At 45.6% G+C, this 22,396-nt stretch carries 20 protein-coding genes; all 20 read left to right on the top strand.

The genetic code is table 11. The features are described 5' to 3' along the window. The first annotated feature begins 3 nt into the window (after positions 1-3). The 20 genes from pth (at position 4) to B6K08_RS07050 (ending at position 22,394) form a co-directional block, all read left to right on the top strand. Positions 4-708, top strand: coding sequence for an aminoacyl-tRNA hydrolase (pth, locus tag B6K08_RS07145; RefSeq protein ID WP_080325816.1), 705 nt, complete (start codon positions 4-6; stop codon positions 706-708). Then, positions 695-1,948, top strand: a complete 1,254-nt coding sequence (locus B6K08_RS07140) for a radical SAM family protein (protein WP_080325815.1) — start codon at positions 695-697, stop codon at positions 1,946-1,948. Before pth ends, B6K08_RS07140 begins: the two co-directional genes overlap by 14 nt. Positions 1,949-2,200: 252 nt before the next feature. Then, entirely contained in the window at positions 2,201-2,986 is a 786-nt protein-coding gene (locus B6K08_RS07135; RefSeq protein ID WP_080325814.1) for a CheR family methyltransferase, read from the top strand. A gap of 33 nt (positions 2,987-3,019) precedes the next feature. After that, positions 3,020-4,009, top strand: coding sequence for a phenylacetate--CoA ligase family protein (locus B6K08_RS07130; protein ID WP_143254864.1), 990 nt, complete (start codon positions 3,020-3,022; stop codon positions 4,007-4,009). 121 nt (positions 4,010-4,130) lie between these two features. Then, positions 4,131-7,679 carry a helicase-exonuclease AddAB subunit AddB gene (addB, locus tag B6K08_RS07125; RefSeq protein WP_080325812.1) on the top strand — a complete coding sequence of 1,183 codons (3,549 nt, stop codon included), beginning with the start codon at positions 4,131-4,133 and terminating at the stop codon, positions 7,677-7,679. 2 nt (positions 7,680-7,681) lie between these two features. Further along, positions 7,682-11,491: a helicase-exonuclease AddAB subunit AddA gene (gene addA / locus B6K08_RS07120; RefSeq protein WP_080325811.1), complete on the top strand. Its 3,810-nt coding sequence runs from the start codon at positions 7,682-7,684 to the stop codon at positions 11,489-11,491. A 173-nt stretch (positions 11,492-11,664) separates the two neighbouring features. Next, entirely contained in the window at positions 11,665-12,936 is a 1,272-nt protein-coding gene (locus B6K08_RS07115; RefSeq protein ID WP_080325810.1) for a GspE/PulE family protein, read from the top strand. 57 nt (positions 12,937-12,993) lie between these two features. Beyond that, a complete protein-coding gene (locus B6K08_RS07110) occupies positions 12,994-14,013 on the top strand; it encodes a type IV pilus twitching motility protein PilT (RefSeq protein WP_080325809.1) in 1,020 nt (339 codons plus the stop codon). After that, positions 14,010-15,197, top strand: coding sequence for a type II secretion system F family protein (locus B6K08_RS07105; protein ID WP_080325808.1), 1,188 nt, complete (start codon positions 14,010-14,012; stop codon positions 15,195-15,197). The genes B6K08_RS07110 and B6K08_RS07105 overlap by 4 nt, the downstream gene beginning before the upstream one ends. Positions 15,198-15,207: 10 nt before the next feature. Further along, positions 15,208-15,618 (top strand): prepilin-type N-terminal cleavage/methylation domain-containing protein, encoded by a 411-nt coding sequence (locus tag B6K08_RS07100; RefSeq protein WP_080325807.1) that lies wholly within the window; start codon positions 15,208-15,210, stop codon positions 15,616-15,618. Beyond that, on the top strand, positions 15,615-16,202 hold the full coding sequence (locus B6K08_RS07095) for a prepilin peptidase (RefSeq protein ID WP_080325806.1): 588 nt from the start codon (positions 15,615-15,617) through the stop codon (positions 16,200-16,202). The genes B6K08_RS07100 and B6K08_RS07095 overlap by 4 nt, the downstream gene beginning before the upstream one ends. 29 nt (positions 16,203-16,231) lie before the next feature. Then, positions 16,232-16,639 carry a hypothetical protein gene (locus B6K08_RS07090; protein ID WP_159446730.1) on the top strand — a complete coding sequence of 136 codons (408 nt, stop codon included), beginning with the start codon at positions 16,232-16,234 and terminating at the stop codon, positions 16,637-16,639. Next, positions 16,632-16,823, top strand: coding sequence for a hypothetical protein (locus B6K08_RS07085; RefSeq protein ID WP_039206019.1), 192 nt, complete (start codon positions 16,632-16,634; stop codon positions 16,821-16,823). The genes B6K08_RS07090 and B6K08_RS07085 overlap by 8 nt, the downstream gene beginning before the upstream one ends. Positions 16,824-16,826: 3 nt before the next feature. Then, positions 16,827-17,360: a PilW family protein gene (locus B6K08_RS07080; protein ID WP_080325804.1), complete on the top strand. Its 534-nt coding sequence runs from the start codon at positions 16,827-16,829 to the stop codon at positions 17,358-17,360. Next, the gene (locus tag B6K08_RS07075) at positions 17,347-17,760 is read left to right on the top strand and encodes a hypothetical protein (RefSeq protein WP_080325803.1); all 414 of its coding nucleotides are present in this window, start codon (positions 17,347-17,349) and stop codon (positions 17,758-17,760) included. Before B6K08_RS07080 ends, B6K08_RS07075 begins: the two co-directional genes overlap by 14 nt. Further along, positions 17,761-18,846, top strand: a complete 1,086-nt coding sequence (locus tag B6K08_RS07070; RefSeq protein WP_080325802.1) for a hypothetical protein — start codon at positions 17,761-17,763, stop codon at positions 18,844-18,846. After that, a complete protein-coding gene (locus B6K08_RS07065; RefSeq protein ID WP_080325801.1) occupies positions 18,815-19,381 on the top strand; it encodes a type IV pilus inner membrane component PilO in 567 nt (188 codons plus the stop codon). Before B6K08_RS07070 ends, B6K08_RS07065 begins: the two co-directional genes overlap by 32 nt. An 83-nt stretch (positions 19,382-19,464) precedes the next feature. Beyond that, on the top strand, positions 19,465-20,622 hold the full coding sequence (gene aroC, locus B6K08_RS07060; RefSeq protein WP_080325800.1) for a chorismate synthase: 1,158 nt from the start codon (positions 19,465-19,467) through the stop codon (positions 20,620-20,622). After that, positions 20,622-21,131 carry a shikimate kinase gene (locus B6K08_RS07055; protein WP_080325833.1) on the top strand — a complete coding sequence of 170 codons (510 nt, stop codon included), beginning with the start codon at positions 20,622-20,624 and terminating at the stop codon, positions 21,129-21,131. The genes aroC and B6K08_RS07055 overlap by 1 nt, the downstream gene beginning before the upstream one ends. Before the next feature lie 24 nt (positions 21,132-21,155). Further along, a complete protein-coding gene (locus tag B6K08_RS07050; RefSeq protein ID WP_039206013.1) occupies positions 21,156-22,394 on the top strand; it encodes an ATP-binding protein in 1,239 nt (412 codons plus the stop codon). Positions 22,395-22,396 lie beyond the last annotated feature (2 nt).

Here is a 22,396-nt window from a genome sequence, read left to right as displayed (position 1 = left end):
TTCATGAAGTTAATTGCTGGATTGGGTAATCCAGGAGTGGAATATGCCAAGTCCCGTCATAATGTGGGCTGGATGATGGTGGATGCCCTGGCTGAGGCATTAGGGGCAGAGCCTTGGAAGGAAAAGGAAAAGGGACTGGTGGCAGAGGCCAGAATAGGCACGGAAAAGGTGCTTTTGGTAAAGCCCCAGACATATATGAATAACAGCGGTGAGTGTATCGGACCATTGATGCGCTGGTACAAGCTGGAGCCCCAGGACCTTATTGTGTGTCACGATGATATGGATATTCCAGCTGGTACTATCCGCATCCGTAAAAAGGGCAGTGCTGGTGGTCACAATGGTATTAAGTCCACCATTGCCCATGTGGGGGATGAGAATTTTGGCAGGGTGCGTATCGGCGTGGGTCGTCCTTTACCAGGGTGGACTGTGGTAAATCACGTGTTGGCAAATTTCCCGGAGGAGGATGTGCCAAAAATTCAGGAGGCCATCAAATATCTTGTTCCAGCCATAGAGTGCATGGTAACTGAGAGTATTGATAACGCCATGAACAAATACAATCCGAAAAAGCAGAAGAAGGAAAAGAAGAACTGGAAGGAAAAGCCGGTTGACGGGGATAAGGACGGGGCAGAGGCCGGAAGTGCAGAAGCTGTAGGAAATGAAGTCGGATTTGGTGAAGTGAAGGAGGCGGCAGAGGATGGCAAGGAATAAAAGGGAGCCTATTATCGCTCTTTATGCAGATGAAAACGGAGAAATCTTTGATGCTCCCGGCATTTTGGCCATGGGCCGTGAGGGCGACGAGCTGCGTCTTCTTACTCCTGAGGATTTGATTCCCCTGCCGGAGAGTGCTGATTTGATGTTTCTGCCGGACCGTCAGGCGGTGGGCATGAGTCAGGAGGGCGAGGTGCTGACATTGACAGGCAATGCGGTGTCGGCAATTTTGCCAGCGGGGTATACCCGTACCATGATGCCGGCCTTTCAACTGGATGAGAATGCCAGTCGGCTGCCTTTATATGGCTATACGGCGGTATGTGTATATAAGGACCAGCTCTACGGGACGGCTATTTATACTGATGAAAATTACAAATGGGACCCTGAGCATTACAATACCAAGAACTTGAAGCGTCTGGTAAAACAGGTTAAAAAGGATTTGCCGAATAATCCCCTTATTGACCATCTGGCTAACTGTTCATTGGAATGGCATTGCTGTACGGCAGAAAATATTTTTTATCGCCGTTGGGAGTGTGGTATTCCTACATCACCTGTATGTAATGCCAACTGCTTTGGCTGTATATCCTTGCAGCCAGCAGAGTGCTGTCCTTCCCCCCAGAGCCGTATAAAGTTCCGGCCAACGGCTGAGCAGATTGCTGAGCTGGGAATTTATCATCTGGAAAATGCTCCCGAGGGTATTATCAGCTTTGGTCAGGGCTGTGAGGGAGAGCCATCCCTGGCGGCGGTTAATATTTCTGCGGGTATTAAGCTGATTCGTGAAAGGACCAGCAAGGGACAGATAAATATTAATACCAATGCGGGGTACACCGAGGGGATAAAGCAGATTGTGGATGCGGGGCTGGATACCATGCGCGTCAGTATTATCAGTGCCATCCCTAAAAGCTATGATGCCTATTACCGCAGCAATTATAAGCTGGATAATGTAAAGGAATCTATACGCTATGCGTTGGATCATGATATTTATGTGTCATTAAATATGCTGTACTTCCCGGGCTTTAATGATCGGGAGGATGAACTGGCAGCCTGGAAGGAATTCTTTAGGGAGCTGCCTGTGCAGATGATACAGGTGCGTAATCTTAATATTGACCCTGATGCGTTCCTCGATATAATGCCGGAGCAGAAAACACCATTTGTGGGCACCAGAAAATTCTTATCAGAGCTGAAAAAGGAATTTCCACAGCTGGTAATTGGCAGCTTCAGCCATTATGTGGAAGGATAATAACGAGCTTTAAAATGTCCCCTACCTCTTTAGGTGGGGAAAACAAACTACAATAGCTGGTGAGCATATATCCCAGCTCGTTGCGACGCGAAGCTAGTCCTGTAAGGGAAACGCTAATTGGAAGATTTTTCTTCTAAAGAAGAAAAATTTGAACAATGGCGTTATAAACATATTTTAAAAAATATAGAGGATTTTTGGATTTTAAGTGGAATATAAAATATTAAACATGTATAACTGTTTGGAGGGATTGATATGACAGAAGAACGGGATTGGACAGAATTCAAAGGAAAATTAAAGGCAAAGACTGAAATAGACTTGGATTTGTATAAAGCGCCACAGATGCAGCGCCGCATTATGAACCTTGCCAAAAGAAACGGCTTTAATACTTATTCCGGATATTTCGACAAGGTAGTACAGGATCACGATGAATTTGCCGCATTCATTGAGTATCTGACCATTAACGTATCTGAGTTTTTCCGCACTCCGGATAAATTTGCCAAATTGGAAACAGATGTTATCCCGGACTTGTTAAAGCGCAGCAGCAAGCTGAATATTTGGAGTGCCGGCTGTTCTATCGGTGCTGAGCCGTATTCTCTGGCTATGATTATGAAGACTCTGACGCCGACTACCCGTCATCGCATTTTGGCCACTGACTTGGATATTGAGATTTTAGGCAAGGCCAAAAAAGGTGAATACACTGAAAATGAGCTGAAGGCTATAGATCCGGAACGCAAGAGAAAGTACTTCACCCATAATGGTGACAAGTATCTGGTTTCTCAGGAGATTAAGGATTGCATTGAATTCAAACGCCATAACCTCTTAAAGGATAACTTTGAAAGTGGCTTTGATCTTATTCTTTGTCGCAATGTTGTTATTTATTTCACCGAGGAGGCAAAGGACCAGCTTTATGCCAACTTCTTCAAGGCATTGAAGCCGGGCGGAATTTTGTTTGTTGGTGCTACTGAGGCTATTCTGAACTTCCGCAAGCTGGGCTACACAAGCTTCCAGCCATTCTTCTATCAGAAGCCACTTACCTGATGTTTGCGTTATTGGCACTGGGAAAGAGAGATTATGATGATTGCAAATCCAAGAATAGAGACCATGGAACGGAGCCAGCTGGAAAAGCTTCAGCTGGAGGCGCTGAAGAAGCGGGTGAAGTGGGCTCAAGAAAAAAGTGCCTTTTATCAGCAGCTGTTTGAAAAAGCTGGAGTGTGCCCTGAGGATATACAGTCTTTGGGGGACATTCAAAAATTGCCATTTACGGAGCGAAATGTACTGAAGGAAGTATCCGTTTTTGATTTGCTTACCATGCCATTGAGTGGTGTTCTGCGTATTTCCAGGCAGGGAGACGCAGAGACCTTCATTAAGATGTACACCAGTGGAGATGTGGCACGTCAGATGGAAATGATGACCAGAATACTGGTGACCTACGGTATTAACGATACCACCGTGGTGGGGATTTTGGGCGAGGCCTCTGACAGCCGGCTGATGGATGTCCAGTATGCTCTGGAGGGGATTGGGGCATCGGTTATGCTTATGGGCAGCAATATGGACAATATTGTGGAGCTTATGACCAGATGTCATGTGGATGTACTTATCAGCGATTTCCGTATGGTTACGCAGTTTATAGTAAAGCTTCAGGCAGATGGGGAAAATGCCCAGGATCTTTATCTTCCTTCCATTGTATGCTTGGAGGAAACACTGCATAATCCGATGCGTGCCTATTTGGAACGCCGCATGAATGTTAAGACCAACACGGTTTACAATTCGCCGGGATTTGGCTGTGCCGGGATTATGTATCATTGTCCGGATGATAGGGGGTTCCATATTCAGGAGGATTATTTCTATCCTGAGATTGTGGAATTTGGCCGTGACAAGGTAATTGATGAACCCCATCGTGTAGGGGAGCTGGTACTAACCTCCCTTGCCAATGAAGCCATGCCGATTTTCCGTTTGCGTACTGGTCATGCGGTGATGCGTATTGATGACGAATGCAAGTGCGGACGTACCATGATGAGAGTGGCAGAGCCAACTGAATACGAGGGAACGGTTTCCAATTAAAAATAAAAATTAGGATCAGTAGTGCTGGTCCTTTTTTTATGCTTCTAAATTTTACAGGCCTTACTTTGATATGTATTATATATATTAAAGATAATCCCTTGGGGATAAAGGGGGAGAGAAAATGCTGGAGATTATTACAGGCAGGGCCGGCAGTGGCAAGACATTGTATGTATTGGAGCAGATAAAGAAGGAACTGGTGGAAAGACCACTGGGGTCTGCTATTATTTTGCTGTTGCCGGAGCACATGACATATAAAGTTGAGCGTCAGCTGTCAGCCATGATGGAAGAGCAGGGCCGTGGTTATATGCGTTGTCAGGTGTATGGCTTTAAGCGCTTTGCTTATCAGGTGCTGCAGGAAACTGGTGGCGGTTTGGAGCAGGGTATCACTGATATGGGACGCCAACTGCTTCTGAAGCGTATTTTGGATAAGCATTATAATGAACTAAAGGTGTTTGGTCGGGCATCACGTCAGCGGGGCTTCGCTAATGTGCTTAGTGGAATTATCAATGAATTTAAGGGATACGGCATAACCCCTGAGCAGCTTGCTGAAGCTGGTGATAGCATGGAGGATAGCAGACTTGGCCATAAGCTGGCAGATCTGTCGCTGCTCTATGGTGAGTATAACAGGGCTATGGAGGGCAGCTATACAGATGGTAAGGATATCATGAGCATCCTGGTGGAAAGACTGCCCATGTCAAAAATGGTGGCTGGGGCAGATATTTGGCTGGATGGCTTCCTGTTTTTTAATCCTCTGGAGCTTCAGGTGCTGGAGGGATTGTTTCAGTATGGTGCCAATATTCATGTTACCTTCAATATGGATGATATGAATACAGCCCAGGGGCAGTGGGCCAATAGGGAGGCCTCCGGACTGTTTAACCGCGCCTATATCAGCTGTAATCGCCTGCAAGGGCTGGCAGCAAAGTTTGATATTCCCGTTAATTATCAGCATTTTTCAGAGACGAAGCGCTATACTAATCCAGCACTTAAGGCCTTGGAGGCGTGCTTTGACAAGCGTATTATTCAGCCAGTGGATGGTGACGGGGAAATTTCTTTAGTGGAGGCAGCTACCTGTAGGCTGGAGGTTGAGGCGGCAGCTGCGGATATTATTGGCCTTGTCAGGGACAGGGGATATAAGTGGCGCGACATTGGCGTTCTCATACGGGATGAGGAATCCTATGGAGAGCTTATAAGCTTTGTGTTTAAGGACTATGACATACCTTTCTTTCGGGATAAGAAACGTCAATGTGCCAATCATCCGGTGGCAGAGCTTATCCGTTCTGCTATTGGAGCTACAGAGGGATGGGGCTATGATGATTTATTCTGCTGCATAAAAGCTGGCTTCTTCCGCCTTACAGCCCAGCAGATAGACCTTTTGGAGAATTACTGTCTGGAGTTTAATTTAAAGGGCAGCAAGGTTTGGCGGCGGGAGGAGCCATGGGATTTTTATCCACGCTATTCCATTGATGAAGAGGATGAAAGAATTGATGACAAGGAAAAATTGAGGGCAGCCACAGCAGACCAGCTGCGTCGCCAGGTGGCAGAGCCCTTGGGCATACTTCAGGATGACTTGAAGCAGGCTGACACCACCCGGGATATGATACAGGCTATCTATCATTTCTTGGTGGCTATTGAGGTGCCCAAAATTTTGCAGGAGAAGTCGGACCAGGCAGAAAAAAGCGGTAATCTTGACGTGGCCAGGGAGCATCAGCAGGTGTGGAATGACATTATGGAATTGCTGGACCAGCTGGTGGAAGTTACTGGCGATTCCAAAATGAGTATAGGCGAGCTGCGTCAGCTTTTGGAGGAGGGCTTTTCCTCTCTGAAAATGGCCCTTATTCCTCCGGGACTGGATTATGTCAATATCGCATCCTTTGACCAAAATGCACTGGATAATATAAAGGCTGTGTATATTCTGGGAGCAAATGCAGGAAGCATGCCAAGGCGTTCTGTGGAAAATACGGTTCTGTCCGATGCGGACCGTGTGCATATAAACCAAAAAAATATTATTGAATTGTCGGTACTGGGGGAGGAAGCTAGCTTCAATGAGAATTATTTAATTTACAAGGCCTTCACCCAGGCCAGGGAGTATATGTGGGTATCCTATGCTCTGTCATCCCCCTCTGATGAAGCTCTGATGGGAGCGGAGATTGTGGGCAAGATTAAGTCCCTGTTGCCAGATAAGGGGGTAAGAACCATACCATTGGACTGGATTAACAGCTTTACGGAGGAGCAGCAGCTGAAAATGCTGACCCATAAGCGCCAGTCCTTGTCATACTTGGCTGTTGCCCTTAGAAGGCTCAGGGATGAGGGCGAGCTGCCGGAGCTGTGGCAGAAGGTATATAATTGCCTTTTACAGGGAGAGGATACAGAAAAGCTGGTGGAATTAGTACGTCGGGGACTTTTTATGAATCCACGTCTGGAAAAATTACCACGGGATATCGCAAAGGCGCTTTATACGGTTAAGGGAATTTTGCGGGGCTCCGTAACCAAGTTTGAGCTATATAACAGATGCCCGTTCCAGTTTTTTGCCAAATATGGACTGAATTTAAAGGAGCGAAAAATTAATCGCTTCAGCAGTCCGGAGCTGGGAACCCTGCTCCATGCAGTTTTGAAGGAGTACGGTGAAGCCTTGAAAAAGGAGGGCCGACGCTGGTGTGATATTCAGGGGGAGGAACGTGACAGGATTTGTCATGAGATAATTCATAGGCTGGCACCACGGCTTAATAACGGCATGCTTTATTCCACAAATCAGCTGGAGAACCAGCTTTCCCGGTTGGAGACCACTGCCCGTTTTACCCTAAGGAGATTGGGGGAATTTGATCAGGTGAGCAAGTTCCATCCTAATTATTTTGAAAGGTCATTTGGAGGCCACAATGGCCCGGCGGATACTCTGGATTTAGTATATCAGCTTCACGATAATAATCGTCTGGAGCTGAAGGGACAGATTGACCGCATTGATGTGAATGAACAAGGCAGTCATTTTATGATTGTTGATTACAAGACGGGTAGTGCCGCCATTAATTTGGTGGATGTATATTATGGCCTGAAGCTGCAGCTTCTAACCTATTTGCTGGTGGTAAGTCAGCTTATGAACAGGGGGAAAGACCAGGATAACCAGATGCTGCCGGCGGGAATGCTGTATTATTTCCTTAAGCGTCCTATTTTCCCAATGGACAATCACAGTCATGACCCGGAAAAATTACGGGAAGCATTGGACAAGGCGCTAAAAATGCCTGGCTGGGTGCTTCTGGATAAGGATATTGCGGAGCAAATTGACAATACCCTATATACTGATAATAAGAGCCGGTTCTTGAAAATTGCCTATAAGGGTAAAGGGGAAAATAGGTCCTTTAACGACAAAAGTTTGAAAATGCTGAAAAGCAGTGAGGATTTTGAACTGCTTATGGCATATATTGAGCTTGTGTTTAAGGATACCGGCGAGAATATAATGGATGGCAGTATTGATATTAAGCCATATAAGAAGGACAAAATAACCCCTTGCACCTATTGTAAGTATCATCCCCTTTGTGGCTTTGACCCAAGGCTGGAGGGCTATGATTATCGCCGTATTGACGGTAGCGAGGCGGAGCTTATGGAAGCGATAACTGAAAGGGTCAAGGGTGAAATTATTGGAAATCATGACCAAAATTTTGAAGGGAAGGAGGAATAGCCATGGAATGGTCGCAGGAGCAAAAATTAGCCATAAATAATGATGAAAAGAATATTCTGGTTTCTGCAGCGGCGGGCTCCGGCAAGACAGCAGTGCTGGTGGAAAGGGTGGTGTCCCATCTGCTCAGAGACCCTGAAAAAGATAATAACGCCTGGGATGTGGACAGACTGCTGGTGGTTACTTTTACCAGAGCTGCGGCGGAGGAAATGAAGCAGCGTATAAAGAAAAGGCTGCAAGGTGCCATTGCCCAGGAATTGGAACAAAAAAATGCAGACAGAAATATGGTGAGACGTCTGGAGCGCCAGCTGATTCTCTTATCCGGAGCCTCCATTTCCACCATTGATTCCTTCTGCCAGACTGTGGTAAAAAACAATTTTAATGCCATAGATATTGACCCTAAGTTTCGCATTGCCAATGAAAATGAACTGGTTATTCTCCAACAGGATGTGCTGGAGGACATGTTTGAGGCAAAATACGCTGAGGGAGATGAAGCACTGCAGCGATTTGCAGATAAATACGGTACTGTCAGGGGAGATTCTGCCCTTTATGATATTGTGCTGAAGCTCTATGAGAAATCCCAAAATCAGCCCTTTCCAGATTTGTGGTTAAGTGGCCTGGAGCTGGATTATCCGTCAAAGGATGGTGACTTTGTTTCCTTGAAGGACACAAAGTGGTGGCCTGTTATAGAGGACGAAATTTCCTGTCGCATGGTGCCTGCAAGGGAATATCTTGATGAGCTGAAAAGCATTGTAGTTAATTTTCAGGAGCCAAAGGTTCGGGGAAAATTCGAAGAAGATGTGAGTTTTTTTGATGAAGTGATAACATCGGTAGATGGAGCCCTGCAACAGGGATGGCATGAGCTTTATACGGCTTTTTTCAGAATGAATGATGTTCCCAGAATACCTACTATTTCCAAGGGGGTGGAGCCGGAGGTTAAAGCATCCTTTAAAAATGTAAGGGATGCCCTAAAGGACCTGCTGAAGGAAATGCATGAACTGGTGCAGGATGATGAGGATGTTCTTTTAGAGGAATTGCGGGCTGCCGGTGAAGATGTTTCTTCTATTGTAAAATTGGTAAAGAATTTTTCCCAGGCCTATGGCAGTGCGAAAAAACAAAAAAATATCGTGGATTTCAGTGATGTGGAGCATTTTGCTCTGGCGATTTTAAATTCCCCGGAGGCGGCCCCAGGAGAGCTGAAGCCTTCAGATATAGCTTTGGAGCTCCGTCAGCGGTATCAGGAAATTATGGTGGATGAGTATCAGGATACCAATGAGGTGCAGGAGTTCATTGTGCGCTTTATTTCCGGTGATGGAAATGCCAATACCTTTACAGTAGGGGATGTTAAGCAGAGCATTTATGGGTTCCGCTCATCAGAGCCAGCCTTGTTTTTGAAGAAATATAAGGAATATGAAAAGGCCGATAATGAAAATGGAGAGCTTATAACTCTGGGACGGAATTTCCGCAGCCGCAGGGAAATTCTCTCTGCCATAAATTATGTATTTGCCCAGGTGATGACCCCAAATCCAACTGAAATTGAATATGATGAGCGGGCCATGCTTAATGAGGGGGATCCCTATGGCTATGATTCTCCTAATATTGGGGATATTGTAGAAAATAATGTGGAATTGGCCCTGATAGATATGACAGCTAATTCTGATGGTGATGAGGCAAATGATATTGATACTGCCCAGATTGCTTCTGAAAATCAGGATGATGTTGAGGATTTGGTGGGCTTTGAGCTGGAGGCTCAGTATATCGCCAATCGCATAAGGGAAATCAAGGCCAGCGGTAGAATGGTCTTTGATAAGGATTATAAAGAAAATAATGGGTATCGTCCTGTGACATGGCGGGATATGGTGATTCTTCTCAGAGCTACCAAGGATAAGGCAGATGTTTTGCAGGAGATTCTTCAGCAAAATGATATTCCAGTGTATGCCAACACCAGTGAGGGCTTCTTCCAGACAATGGAGATTCAGATTATGCACTCCCTGTTGTCGGTTATAGATAACGCCCAGCAGGATATTCATTTGGCAGCAGTGCTGTTTTCCCCTATAGTGGGGTTAAGTGCTTCGGATTTGGCCAAGCTGAAGGCCTCCGCCAAGGACGGGGATATGTATACCGCCATGTTGGCGGCCAATACTCCGGAATCAAGGCTGGACACTGATATTAAAGAGAAAATAAATGATTTTTTGAACAAGCTAAGCATTTGGCGTCAGCTGGCAAGACAAGTAGGGGTGCCGGAGCTGATTTGGCAGATTTTCCGCGATACGGGCTACTATGATTATGTGGGGAGCCTGCGTGGGGGCATCCTTCGCCAGGCCAATCTGCGTATGCTGGTAACCCGGGCCCAGGAGTTCCAGAATACGGATTACCAGGGGCTGTTCCGTTTTCTGCGGTTTATCAAGCGTATGACGGATATGGAAACAGATCTGTCCATGGCCAGAACTCTGGGAGAAGGAGAGGATGTTGTTCGTGTAATGACAATCCATAAAAGTAAGGGACTGGAATTCCCGGTGGTGTTTATTGCAGATATGTGCAAGGGCTTTAATAAAATGGACCTGTCTGATGATGTTTTGGTTCATAAAGAATTGGGCATGGGCATTAAATATGTGGATCTGGAATATATGGCCAAATATGAAACCTTTTCCAGGCAGGCAGTAAAGGCAAAATGGAAGAGGGAGCTTCAGGCGGAAGAGCTGCGTGTTTTATATGTTGCCATGACCAGAGCCAGGGAGAAGCTGATTATGGTTGGGCGATGCCGTAATTTGGAAAAGCAGGCTGCCAAGTGGTGTCAGCATATTGATACCACTGACAAGGTGCTGCCGGTTCATACACTTTTGTCAGTTAATTCTTACGCTGACTGGGTGGCCCGTGCAGTGGCCCATCACCCTGATGGTAAGCCATTGGTGGAATACTCTGGCATTACAAAAAATAGGGCTGCTATTCCCGATGCCATGGGCAGGGAGTCACGCTGGACGGTTTCTGTTATAGGTGCTGAAGGTATAGCCGGAGTAAATCAGCTTAATGAAGTGGATAACTCGTTGATTCAGACGGTGAAGGTAGGCAAGCCGATAGAGCTGGAAACAGATATTGGTGAGTTAGCCCATAATTTGTCCCTTGATTATGATTATCGTGGTACCCGGGAGGTTCCGGCCAAGCTGACTGTATCTGAATTAAAGCGCCGCTTTTCAGAGATTTCATTTGATGATATGCAGCCAGGGGATAATCAGCAGCTGACGGCCCAGCATGGGGAATATATCTTCAATCGACCGAGATTTATTCAGGAGGCTGAGGGCAAGGCAGGGTTGAAGGGCAACGAGTATGGTACTCTTATGCACTCTGTAATGCAGCATCTTGATTTGTCCGGTAATCTGGACGCAAAGGATGTGAAGAACCAGCTGGCAGACATGGTGGCCAACGAGGTTATGACGGAGGAGCAGGCGGGCTATGTAAATGTGAAGGGGGTAGTGTCCTTCTTTAAAACGGACATTGGCCAGCGGGTGAAAAATGCCTCGGAGCTTTGGCGTGAGCTGCCATTTAGCCGCATGCTTAATGCTGGTGACTATTACGATGATGTGGAGGGAGAATTTATATTTAGCCAGGGCGTCATAGATGTGCTGTTTAAGGAAGCCGATGGCAGATATGTATTGCTGGATTACAAGACTGACAGTGATACCAATCCTGAGGCGGTGAAAAAGCGTTATGGACTTCAGCTCCAGCTGTATACAGCGGCGGCAGAATCCATTTTAGGTATAAAGGTGGCAGAAAGGTATCTTTATATGCTCCATGACAGCAGTGTGATTGCTATGTGAGCACAACATAAATAATATTGTATGAGCTGTAGTAGGAAGTAATATTTTTGCTACAGCTTTTTCTTATGCGAAATATATTTTGAATTTTGATAAAAGTATTGAAAAATTTTTGTATAATGATAAAATAATTAATAAAGAAAAGCGAAGGTATAAAACCACAAAGGAATATTAGAATGATAATTAAAAATAGGAAAAGTTTTAAAGAATTATTTGATGCTGCCAAGCGAAGCACTACCACTTATCCTGCACCTATATCTGTTCCAGTTAAAATCGTAAACGACCATTCTCCGGTGGTGGAGCTGGTTAATAGCATTGTTGAGGAGGCTCTGGTACAAAATGCCTCTGATATACACGTGGAACCGGGCACCATAGCAGGGAGATTACGCTACAGAATCGACGGGAAGCTGGAAACTGTATATGATGAGATTCCCATGGAGCTATATAGTAACGTTATTTCCCGCATTAAGATAATGTGCCAGTTGAATATTGCGGAGAACCGTTTGCCCCAGGATGGTCGCTTTTCCTATGAAAATATGGACAAGGAGATTGATGTTCGGGTGTCCATAGTACCTCTCATTAATGGAGAAAAGGCTGTACTTAGGCTTTTGAACAGGGCTGGCGTCTTTATGGATATTGACAGTCTGGACTTTTCTGTGGAAAACAAAGCTAAATTTTTGGGCTTATGCCAGGAAGCTAGTGGGGCAGTGATTATAGCGGGGCCGGTAAATTCAGGGAAAACAACCACCTTGTATGGGGCACTGCATTATCTGAATAATCCTGCCAAGAATATTGTTACCATTGAGGATCCCGTGGAATATCAGCTGCAGGGAATTAATCAGGTGCAGGTCAATACAAAAATAAAGCTGGATTTTGAAGATATCTTAAAGGCAGTGCTGCGACAGGATTATGATGTTCTGGCAATTGGGGAGGTGCGCAGTGATGAGGTATCCAGGATGCTGGTTAAGAGCTCCCTTACAGGTCATTTGGTGTTTGCTACAATCCACACATCAAGTGCAGCCAAGGTTATTTATCGCTTGTTGGATATGGGGATAAAGCCTTTTTTGTTGGCCATTGCCCTAAAGGGAATCGTGGCTCAGCGACTGGTCCCCAGACTATGTCCCCATTGCTGTGAGGCCTATGATGTGTTGCCGGAAAGCCAGCTTGCCAGGAGGATGGGAGCAAATTACGAGCCGGGATTATGGCTGTATCGCCGTCGGGGCTGTGAAAAATGCAAGGGCCGTGGCATTAAGGGCAGGGTGGCCATTCAGGAGGTGCTGATGATTGACAGCGAGCTGCAGCAATGTATCAGTTCACGGCCTACAATAGGTGAGCTGGAGGAAGCTATAAAAAATGCTGCAATGAAAACCATGTGGGAGGATGGGATTGAAAAGGCAAAGGAGGGGCTGGTGGAAATCCATGAGGTCGCACGGGTATGTAGTGAGTAATTTGAGATAGTGAGTAATTTGAGATAGGGAGCAATATACAGGGGAGTAGGAAGAAATATGGGACTTTGTGAGAGTGATTTTGAGGAAATATTGATGGGGGCATCTCAAGGGGGAGCGTCAGATGTATTTATTTCGGAGGCTGTTCCGGTTTTCTGCAGGAAGTGGGGGATGCTTTCAGCCATGAAGAAAGGTGTGGCCAGTAAGGAGGATATATGGAAGATATTTTCCAGAATCACCTGCCGTGACCAGCAGGAGGAATTTATAAAGAGAAAAGAGGTGGATTTTACTTGGGAGCTTTCGGGGTGGCGTTATCGGGTGCATATTTATCGTCAGCGGGGGAAGATAGCCTTCGCATTCAGAATAATGCCCCATACAATCCCCACTCTTAATGAGCTGGGACAGGCTGGGGCCATCCGCCAATTCATGGATTGCAGGGATGGACTATTATTGGTAACAGGGGCCACGGGAGCCGGGAAAACCACTACAGTAGCAGCCCTTTTGGGGGAGATGAATAAAAATAAGGACTATCACATTCTTACTTTGGAGGATCCGGTGGAGTTTATATATCCCCAGGGCAGATGCTTGTTCAGCCAGCAGGAGCTGGGGGGAGATTTTCTCGGGTACCCCAGTGGAATTATCAGTGCCATGAGGGAGAATCCCGATGTGATTATGATTGCAGAGCTGCGTGATGGTAAAAGCTGTGAAGCGGCTTTAAGTGCAGCGGCGTCAGGGCATTACGTTATCGCCACTATGCATACGGGGGGAGTGGTGGAAACAGTGGAGAGATTTATAAGCATGATTTCCCCGGAGAAACAGAATCTTGCCAGAAGTTTGCTGGCATCATCCTTAAGGGGGATATGTGCCCAAAAGCTGTATAAGGGGCTGGACGGACATTTGTATTGTGGGGTAGAAATATTGCAGGGTAACAATGCGGTGTCCAATATCATCAGAAAAGGGAAATATGAGCTGCTTAAGTCCGTAATGCAGTCGGGGGCTGTTCAGGGTATGCAGACCATGGAAATGGCCCTGGAAAAGCTGCGAAGCCAAAATCTTTTAAAGCTGGATAGGGCACTATGAAAATTTTTGATTACATTGTGCTGGATGATGGGGGCAGGCGAAGTCAGGGGACTGTTGAAGGAGCGGGCAGAGCGGCTGTTTATGAAGAATTACGGTCCCAGGGAATGATAATTATCAGCCTAAGGGAAAAGACAAAATTCAAAATCCTTGAGCTTGGCCATAATTCTGACAGCTGGAAGAAAATAAAGAAAAGTCAGTTTTACCGTCAAGGGGCAATTATGATGAAGGCAGGGGTTCCTATAGGTGAGGTGGTGAGGATAATGGAGGGGGAAAGTGGAAATGATGGAGGCCTTAAGGAGAAGCTGTCCTCGGGTATGTCCTTGGCCAGCGCAATGACAGCTTGCGGGAAAAAATTCAGCTCCCAGGAGATAGCTATGGTGGAGGCCGGGGAATATGGAGGCAATCTGGAATGGGTTTTCAGTGCCCTGGCCGACAATTTTCAGCGAAGGGAAGCATTGGAGAAGGGCTTCAGAATGGCTATGCTGTATCCTGGCTTTCTGGTCCTTTTGAGCCTGTGCTCCCTGACCTTTGTCATTCTTGGGGTGTTGCCGGTAATTCTTGATGTATTTGGGGATTTATCCCTGGAGCTGCCCTGGACCACCAGATTATTGATTAGTGCCTCACAGGTGTCCTGGAAGGTTGTTTTTATGGCAGCGGCCGCACTCATTATGATTTTATTTGTAATCAGAGGAGTTCGCAGCCATCAAGGGCTTGGAAGCTATGGGGACGGATTGATGCTAAGGCTGCCGTTTTTTGGCAGGCTATGGCTTATGAAGGATATGAGCGTATTGCTGGGAACACTGTCCATGCTGCTGGAGAGCGGAATAGTTATTGATAAGGCTGTGGACAGCTGTGTGGCTCTTTGCAGTAATTTATGCTTGCGTGAAGCTGTGCAGGAAATGGGCCGCAGGCTGGCCAGGGGAAATGGGCTTACAGCCTGCATGAGAGGGGATTTATATCCTGAGGTTATACGGGAAATGGTATCTGTAGGAGAGGCCTCTGGTGAGCTTTCTGTTATGCTTCGTCATGGCAGTGAGCTGTGCTTGGAGGAATCAGAGAATAAAATCCGGTTAATTGAAACCATGGCAGAGCCGGTAATAGTGACGGTTTTGGGCCTTATCATCGGATTTATAGTAATAAGCGTTGTTTGGCCAATGTTAGAGCTGATGACGGCCTATTTTTAAGGAGAGGGATATGGTGAAAAAGTTTAGAGATGAAGCGGGATTTTCCATGCTGGAGCTGATAATCTACATTTCTATAGTAGGAATTATTCTTGCAGTGGCAGTACCAAAATACAATAACGCCATTGTAATGGCCAATACGGCCAGAATACAGGCAGATCTTCAGACCTTGGATGGGGCTGTTATGATGTATTACACGGAAACGGGACAATATCCCGGGACAATTGGCGATTTGGATGATTATATAAAGAACGTTACGGAGCTTCATCCTCCAAAGGGAAAGTATATGCTTAAGGATGGTACTGTGGGTGAAATTTCAGATTCAGAATACACCATAGACGTGGAGGAAAATGAGGCTCTGTGTGATGGTCACAGATTGGCGGATTTTGGACGGCAGGAGAAAACGGGACGTGGTACGGAATGATGGGCTGTTTTGAGCTATTAAAAAGGCATGGCTGGGAGATTTTTGCCTTTTATGCAGTAATAACCGGGACAGAGCTTTTGGTATGTTTACCACTTAAGGATTGGTGGCTGCTCCCTACGTTTAATATCACCATGATTCCCTTGGGAATATTGGATTATTACTATAAGCGGTTGTTGAATCCCCTGGTGATTATTTTGGCCCTAATGGGAATAATGTGCTGTGTTGTGCTGTTGGAGAAAAATATAGGAGATGCCCTATTGGGGGCGGCTGTCTTCGGTGGGCTGCTCTACCTTATACGTTATATATCCAGGGAAGGACTTGGAATGGGAGACGTAAAGCTGGGGGCAGCAGCAGGGATATGGCTTGGCCCTCAAGCCTCAGTAACGGCGCTGTATACTTCCTTTATTTTGGGAGGGTTATATGTAATTTGTTATTTGTTGATGATGGTAACGAGGGATGGAAGGAACAGCCTATGGAAGATAAGGAAAAAAGCTATTCCCTTTGGCCCGTTTTTGGTATTGGGAAGCACCATAGGACTTATCTATGGAGAGGAACTTATAGATTTTTATTTAAGCCTTTTTTAGAGGATACAGGTGCTAGCCTTATTGAGGTGGTGCTGGTAGTTGCTGTGCTTTCTGTGGGCATTGGAACAGCAGCTCATACCTTAAGGTTCACGGACCAGCTTCGGCTGGATCATGAAGCGGAATTTTTGGCAAAGCGGTTACAGTATGTTAGGGAAATATCACGGAATGCAGATGATTTTTCTGCCTTAGGATATAGGGAGCTTTCCTTGGGACCATGTTTCTCGCTAAAGACGGGGGGACAGGGATATTATTATCGTGTGGGCAGTAAAAGGGTGGAATCCTGGAAGCTTCCCCAAGACATTCATGTTTCCTGCAATAGACAGGAAATGGTTTTTTACAAGGATGGGGAGGCTACGAACTGTACCTTTAATCTTTCCCTGGGGGATAAAAAACGGCTGGTGATAGTGGACAGAGTGGGGCGAATACGAATTGAGTAAAGATGATGCTGGGTTTGTGATTATGGATGTAATACTATTGACAGTGCTGTTACTGTCCTTGCTGGGGATGATAAAATACAGCTTCCTTGCCTATGATGATGCCGTTAATATGGAGCATCGCTTTATGGAAGAGCTGGCTTTCCGGGAATATATGGACAGGCTGGAAATGGAGGCGGACAGATAGGCTATGTTCCAAATCCGAAATGATAAGGGCTTCTCCTTGCCGGAGGTAATGGTATGTATGCCAATTTGCATGATATTAATAACGGCCTTGGTGACGGCCTATGGAGTATTAGCAAAAAACTATATAAAAACCGTCAGCCAATGGGCCTATCTGGAGGAGCTTAGAATTATTACCGATACGGTTCAGCAGAAGGTGAGATACGCGGATAGTCTCAGCGTTGCAGATCGTCACAAGCTACTCCTTTCCTCCCAGGACTATAAAAGGTCTGAAAACGATACATTTCAGTTTTATTTGTCTTCAAATAATAAAGGGGTATTTTTGCTGAACGGGCAGCCGGTTTCCAATGATGACAGCACAAGGTATGTGAATATAAAAGATATTTCCTTCCAAAAGGTTCTGCCGCATAAGGTGGTAATGATGGTGACTTTGGAAAATAATGTTACTGGCAGAGTGGTTACAGTTGAAAATAGTATTTATAGCCGCTGTATATGGACTAAAGAAAGGGCAGGAGAGACTGGTGCTGATGACGCAGGATAGGGGAAGTATTTCCTTTACAGCAATAATTCTGATATTTTCGGCATCTCTTTTAATGGTAGCCTTGGGACAGCTAAATTATCTGGAGCATAAGGTGTTGGATAACAGCATCGCTCAAAAGCAGCTGCGACAAATGGCAGAATTTGCAGTCCAGAGAGAGTATGACAGGCTTGAGCAGGACCAAGCCTTCCTCAAAGCTGTCCTCATGGAGTCAAGGGCAATGGAGCCCACAGGTGACGTATTGAAAAATGAACAGGGGCAGTGCCACGTGTTTGTAGGTGAAAAGAATGGACAGGTAATAATATGGGCTGTGGCAGAAAGAGAAAACAGCAAGGCTCAGGTAAGCTATAGTCTGGTATTGGATGAAGAAGGGGACAAATTTGTTCTGAAGGGAATGTTTTAATTGAATTTCAGGAACATTTTTCAGAGGGATGCGAGGGATATAGTAGCAGTTAGCCATAAGGAAGATGGCATATATATGGTCGGGCTGCGAAGCTACAGGGACGGCAGCATTGCTTTAATATGGATTGATTCATTGAAGGAGGCTGGAGAGGATTTTCATGACAGATTAATTGGGCGGCTGATGCTTCAGCAGCAAAAGGACAGTGAAGTAATTTTCTGCATTGACGATGACAGAGTGATTACCACAGAGCGGGAAATGCCAGGGGTTACATTAAAGGAAATTGGGCAGGCCATAGGGCTGGAAATGGAATACTCCGGCGAGAATTGTAAATGGGCTTATAGATATCAGGATGATGTGGTTACCTTGAAAAAGATTTCTCTGGATGATTACAAGCTGTTGGTTGATGATTACCGTGATGAGCTTTTTATTGCCGGGGTTATGGCTATGGACTACCATGAAGAAATTGCAGGTTCATTTAGCCAGGGGCCTTTGGAAATGGACTGGGGTGGTATTTCCCAAGGGCAGATTACTGAGGTGGTGAGGGAGCTTATATTTACAGCTTGTGATTATATTAGGGAGAGGGGATATTGCTTTGAGCGGGTTCCCAATAGCTTTTTTAATTGGCATTGGCTAAGGGTGGGTATCCTGTTTTTCCTTGTAAATCTTTGTGTATCCTTGATTATTGGCGGCACGGCATTTTGGGAGGGCCAGGAGCTGAATGAAAAAATACATGGCTATAAGCAACAAATGGCGTTATTGGAAAATGTAAATGATATTAAAAGGGAAACAGAGAGTAGGGCAGAGGCAATCAGGGGGAAAGCCAATATACTGAATTCTCTGAGGAACAAGGGAATGGATTTATCAGGGTACGCTATAATGGTTTATTTGTCCAATGGGAGTGGGGAAGGGGTAATTCTCAGTGAAGCCAAAGTCGATAAGGATAAGCAGCTTATATTAAAGGGGCGGGCAGATAATATGGGTATGCTGGTTAAATATATCAATAAGCTGGGGAAAGGCTTATCCATTGAAAAAACTCAGCAGGGTGAACAGGGCGATGTGGAATTTATTTGCAAGGGGCAGCTATAAATTGTTGCCAATGAAAATATATATTGGTGGGTTTGCTTTTGCTTGTGGCCTGTTTATTATGATATTAAATATTTGTGTTTTGCTGCCCTGGGTAGCACAGACCAGGGCGGAAAACAGGGAGCAGCTTTGTGCCTTACAAAATCAGGTGGCGTCAATTACCGCTTTTCAGAGAAAGCGTGAGGATTTTGAGGCCTATATTGGGGAGATAAACAAGGAATATCAGCTGATGGAAAGGCTGCTGCCCTCTGATGAATCGGCCGTTACCTTTATTGAACAGCTGGAAGATCATGCTGAAGCTCACGGGCTGGAATTAATATCCTTAAGGCCGGGCAAGGTGATTAAGGGTGATAAGTACATAGAACAGCCCATTGTAGTGGGTGTACGGGGAGAATACGCATCCATTATGGAATTTCTGAAAAATCTGCCACAGGCTCTACCATATAATAAAACCGAAGCAATTAGCATAAAATACTCACCACAAGGACTGGAGTGCCATATTAATGTTTCAATATTTTACTTTATGGGCGAAAAATAGGGATAAATTCTTGCTTTATGTAAACACTTATCATAGAATTAAAAGGTACATGTTTCCAAGAAATTACGGTTATGAGGTGTTGTATGAGTAATTTTAGATTTTTGACCTCCGGAGAATCCCATGGTCAGTGCCTTACAGCTATTGTGGAGGGAATTCCTGCCGGATTGAGGATAGATATTGAGGCGATAAACAGGGATTTAGCCCGCCGCCAGCAGGGCTACGGCCGAGGCGGACGCATGAAGATAGAAACAGACAAGGCAGATGTGGTTTCAGGTGTTCGTTTTGGGGAAACCATGGGTGATCCCGTTACTTTACGGGTGGTGAACCGTGATTGGCAGAACTGGACTGATCGTATGTCTGTTTTTGGTCCTGAGTTTGGTGACAAGGTTACGGCGGTACGTCCGGGACATGCGGATTTGACTGGAGTGCTGAAATATAACCGTAATGACGCACGGGATATTTTGGAGCGTGCCAGTGCCAGAGAAACAGCAGCCAGAGTGGCTGTGGGTGGACTGTGCAAGGAATTTTTGAAGGCCTGTGGTATTGAAGTGGTATCCCATGTAACTAAAATTGGTGGTATTGCCGTGAATGAAGCCAATATTGACAGAAGCAAAATTGGCAGCGGAGATTCCGAGCTTAACTGCTACGACCCAGAGGCAGAGGAAAAAATGAAGGCGAAAATCCAAGAGGCTATGAAAGCCGGGGATACCTTGGGCGGCGTTTTCGAGGTTATTGTCCGTGGCGCACCTCTTGGCCTTGGCAGTCATATTCAGTGGGACAAGCGGCTTGACGGCAAGCTGGCATGGGCAATGATGGCAATTCAGGCTATAAAGGGCGTGGAAATCGGCGCCGGCTTCCAGTGCGGTGAGCTTCCTGGCAGCCAGATTCACGATGAAATGTTCTTGGATAAGGATAATAAGGTTTACAGAAAAACCAATCGGGCAGGTGGCCTGGAAGGCGGTATGACCAACGGGGAGGAAATATGCATCAAGGCTTGCATGAAGCCTATTCCAACCCTTATGCAACCACTAAATTCTGTGGATATTGATTCCAAAACAGAGGTCAGTGCCTGCAAGGAGCGCAGTGATTGCTGTGCGGTATCTGCTGCATCTGTAGTAGGGGAAGCTATGGTGGCTGTCGTTATTACGGAGGCTGTGCTGGATAAATTTGGCGGTGATGCCATGGTGGATTTGCTTAGTTCAATGAATAATTATAAAAACAGGGTTCAGGGTGGCTTATGATAAAAAATGTTGTTTTAATTGGTTTTATGGGTGTTGGCAAATCCAGTACCGGCCGTATGCTGGCCAATATGCTGGGATTTAAGTTTATCGACATGGACAAGGCCATTGAGAAAAAATACTCTATGACTATCCCTGAAATGTTTGAAAAATATGGGGAAGCCTATTTCCGGGAAAAGGAAAAGGAAATGTGTCGGGAGGTGGCCTCAAAGAAAAGCGTGGTTATATCCACTGGAGGGGGTACTGTGAAGGACCCTGAAAATGTGGAAATATTAAAACGTACTGGTAAAATTGTATGCTTGGCGGCCAGTGTTGATTCCATCATGGAACGAACCTCTGCCAGGGGCACAAGGCCTATTCTTGACGCCATGGAAGACAGACGCCAGGGAATAATTGATCTGCTGGCAGAGCGCCAGCCTATGTATGCCCAGGCGGATTATACCTTGGATACCACGGATTTATCACCATTGCAGGTATCCCAGGATATTATTTCTTATATGAAGCGTAGATAATAAATGTGAAATGGAGGTCATAATATGGTATCTGTTGACCTTGAAAATATGTTGGTGTGCCGTAGTATATTAAAGGATAAGCTTGTGCAGGAGCTTATGGCATCCGGCAGCGAACCGGATAATTTGGCACTGAGCCATGCCTTTGCAGGCCACTTGGTGGAAAAGGCAGAAAATGAAGGGTGGAGCGGCAACCTAATAAGGGCACTTTTTCTTCACCTTCTCAGTCAGGAGGGGTGTCTGGCAGCAAAAATGGCTGAAGCCTCCAAGGGGGCTATAGGCGATAGCCTGAAAAAGGCCTTTGTGCATGATATTAAAAAGCTGATGCCTCTGCTGTTTAATAGGGCTTCGAGCATTGTTAATATAAGTATTTTGGATGATTATATTCCTTCTATACCATATACGCTTGAGGCAACTGCTTTTCTGGAAAAACAGCTGGAGGGGTGCAATACTCCTGAGACAGTGGCAGATGCGTTTTTGGTTTTCTATCGAAAATACGGCTATGGGGAGATTGCTTCCCATCAGGCCTTTTCCTGGGATTCCAAGCATCAGAAGCTGAAGGGAATAAGGCATTTTGAGGCCATGGATTTTGCTGATATAATTGCATACAAGCGCCAAAAGGAGCAGCTTATTAACAATACACTGGCATTTATTAATAAGAAGCCTGCCAATAACGTACTGTTGGTAGGGGCAAGAGGTACAGGCAAATCCTCAGGGGTTAAGGCACTGGCCAAGGCATATTACAGCCAGGGACTACGACTGCTCCAGATGCAGAAAACCCAGCTTAATGAGCTGCCAAAGATTATGGCTACCTTACGTCAGTATGCCAGCAAGCGGTTCATTATCTTTTTTGATGATCTTTCCTTTGAGGAATCAGACAGTGATTATAAGTATTTAAAGTCTGCCATTGAGGGCGGAGTCGAGTCCTGTCCGGAAAATGTGCTGATTTACGCCACCTCCAACAGACGTCATTTAATTCGTGAAACCTGGAGAGATCGTGTAGATGGCCAGGATGAGCTTTTCAGGAATGACAGTATTAATGAAACCATATCACTGTCAGACCGCTTTGGCCTTATTATCACTTATCTGGAGCCTACCCAGGATGAATATCTTGATATTATTGACCACTTCCTCAGTCAGGAGGGTATTCACCTTGAAAGGGAAGAGCTGCGCATTTTGGGACATCAGTGGAATTTGGAGCATTCGGGCAGAAGTGGCAGAAGTGCCCGACAGTTTGTAACCCATTATTTAGGTCAGATGAAATAAAA

It is taken from the genome of Anaerovibrio lipolyticus DSM 3074 (genome assembly GCF_900141865.1).
Lineage (GTDB): Bacteria > Bacillota > Negativicutes > Selenomonadales > Selenomonadaceae > Anaerovibrio > Anaerovibrio lipolyticus.
Note: the sequence above shows the minus strand (reverse complement) of the source record. Positions and strands in the feature narration are given on the sequence as shown.

Excerpts from the sequence above, each read along its gene's own strand:
- pth (WP_080325816.1), top strand. The coding sequence starts at position 4 with ATGAAGTTAATTGCTGGATTGGGTAATCCAGGAGTGGAATATGCCAAG.
- B6K08_RS07140 (WP_080325815.1), top strand. The coding sequence starts at position 695 with ATGGCAAGGAATAAAAGGGAGCCTATTATCGCTCTTTATGCAGATGAA.
- B6K08_RS07135 (WP_080325814.1), top strand. The coding sequence starts at position 2,201 with ATGACAGAAGAACGGGATTGGACAGAATTCAAAGGAAAATTAAAGGCA.
- B6K08_RS07130 (WP_143254864.1), top strand. The coding sequence starts at position 3,020 with ATGATGATTGCAAATCCAAGAATAGAGACCATGGAACGGAGCCAGCTG.
- addB (WP_080325812.1), top strand. The coding sequence starts at position 4,131 with ATGCTGGAGATTATTACAGGCAGGGCCGGCAGTGGCAAGACATTGTAT.
- addA (WP_080325811.1), top strand. The coding sequence starts at position 7,682 with ATGGAATGGTCGCAGGAGCAAAAATTAGCCATAAATAATGATGAAAAG.
- B6K08_RS07115 (WP_080325810.1), top strand. The coding sequence starts at position 11,665 with ATGATAATTAAAAATAGGAAAAGTTTTAAAGAATTATTTGATGCTGCC.
- B6K08_RS07110 (WP_080325809.1), top strand. The coding sequence starts at position 12,994 with ATGGGACTTTGTGAGAGTGATTTTGAGGAAATATTGATGGGGGCATCT.
- B6K08_RS07105 (WP_080325808.1), top strand. The coding sequence starts at position 14,010 with ATGAAAATTTTTGATTACATTGTGCTGGATGATGGGGGCAGGCGAAGT.
- B6K08_RS07100 (WP_080325807.1), top strand. The coding sequence starts at position 15,208 with ATGGTGAAAAAGTTTAGAGATGAAGCGGGATTTTCCATGCTGGAGCTG.
- B6K08_RS07095 (WP_080325806.1), top strand. The coding sequence starts at position 15,615 with ATGATGGGCTGTTTTGAGCTATTAAAAAGGCATGGCTGGGAGATTTTT.
- B6K08_RS07080 (WP_080325804.1), top strand. The coding sequence starts at position 16,827 with ATGTTCCAAATCCGAAATGATAAGGGCTTCTCCTTGCCGGAGGTAATG.
- B6K08_RS07075 (WP_080325803.1), top strand. The coding sequence starts at position 17,347 with ATGACGCAGGATAGGGGAAGTATTTCCTTTACAGCAATAATTCTGATA.
- B6K08_RS07065 (WP_080325801.1), top strand. The coding sequence starts at position 18,815 with ATGTGGAATTTATTTGCAAGGGGCAGCTATAAATTGTTGCCAATGAAA.
- aroC (WP_080325800.1), top strand. The coding sequence starts at position 19,465 with ATGAGTAATTTTAGATTTTTGACCTCCGGAGAATCCCATGGTCAGTGC.
- B6K08_RS07050 (WP_039206013.1), top strand. The coding sequence starts at position 21,156 with ATGGTATCTGTTGACCTTGAAAATATGTTGGTGTGCCGTAGTATATTA.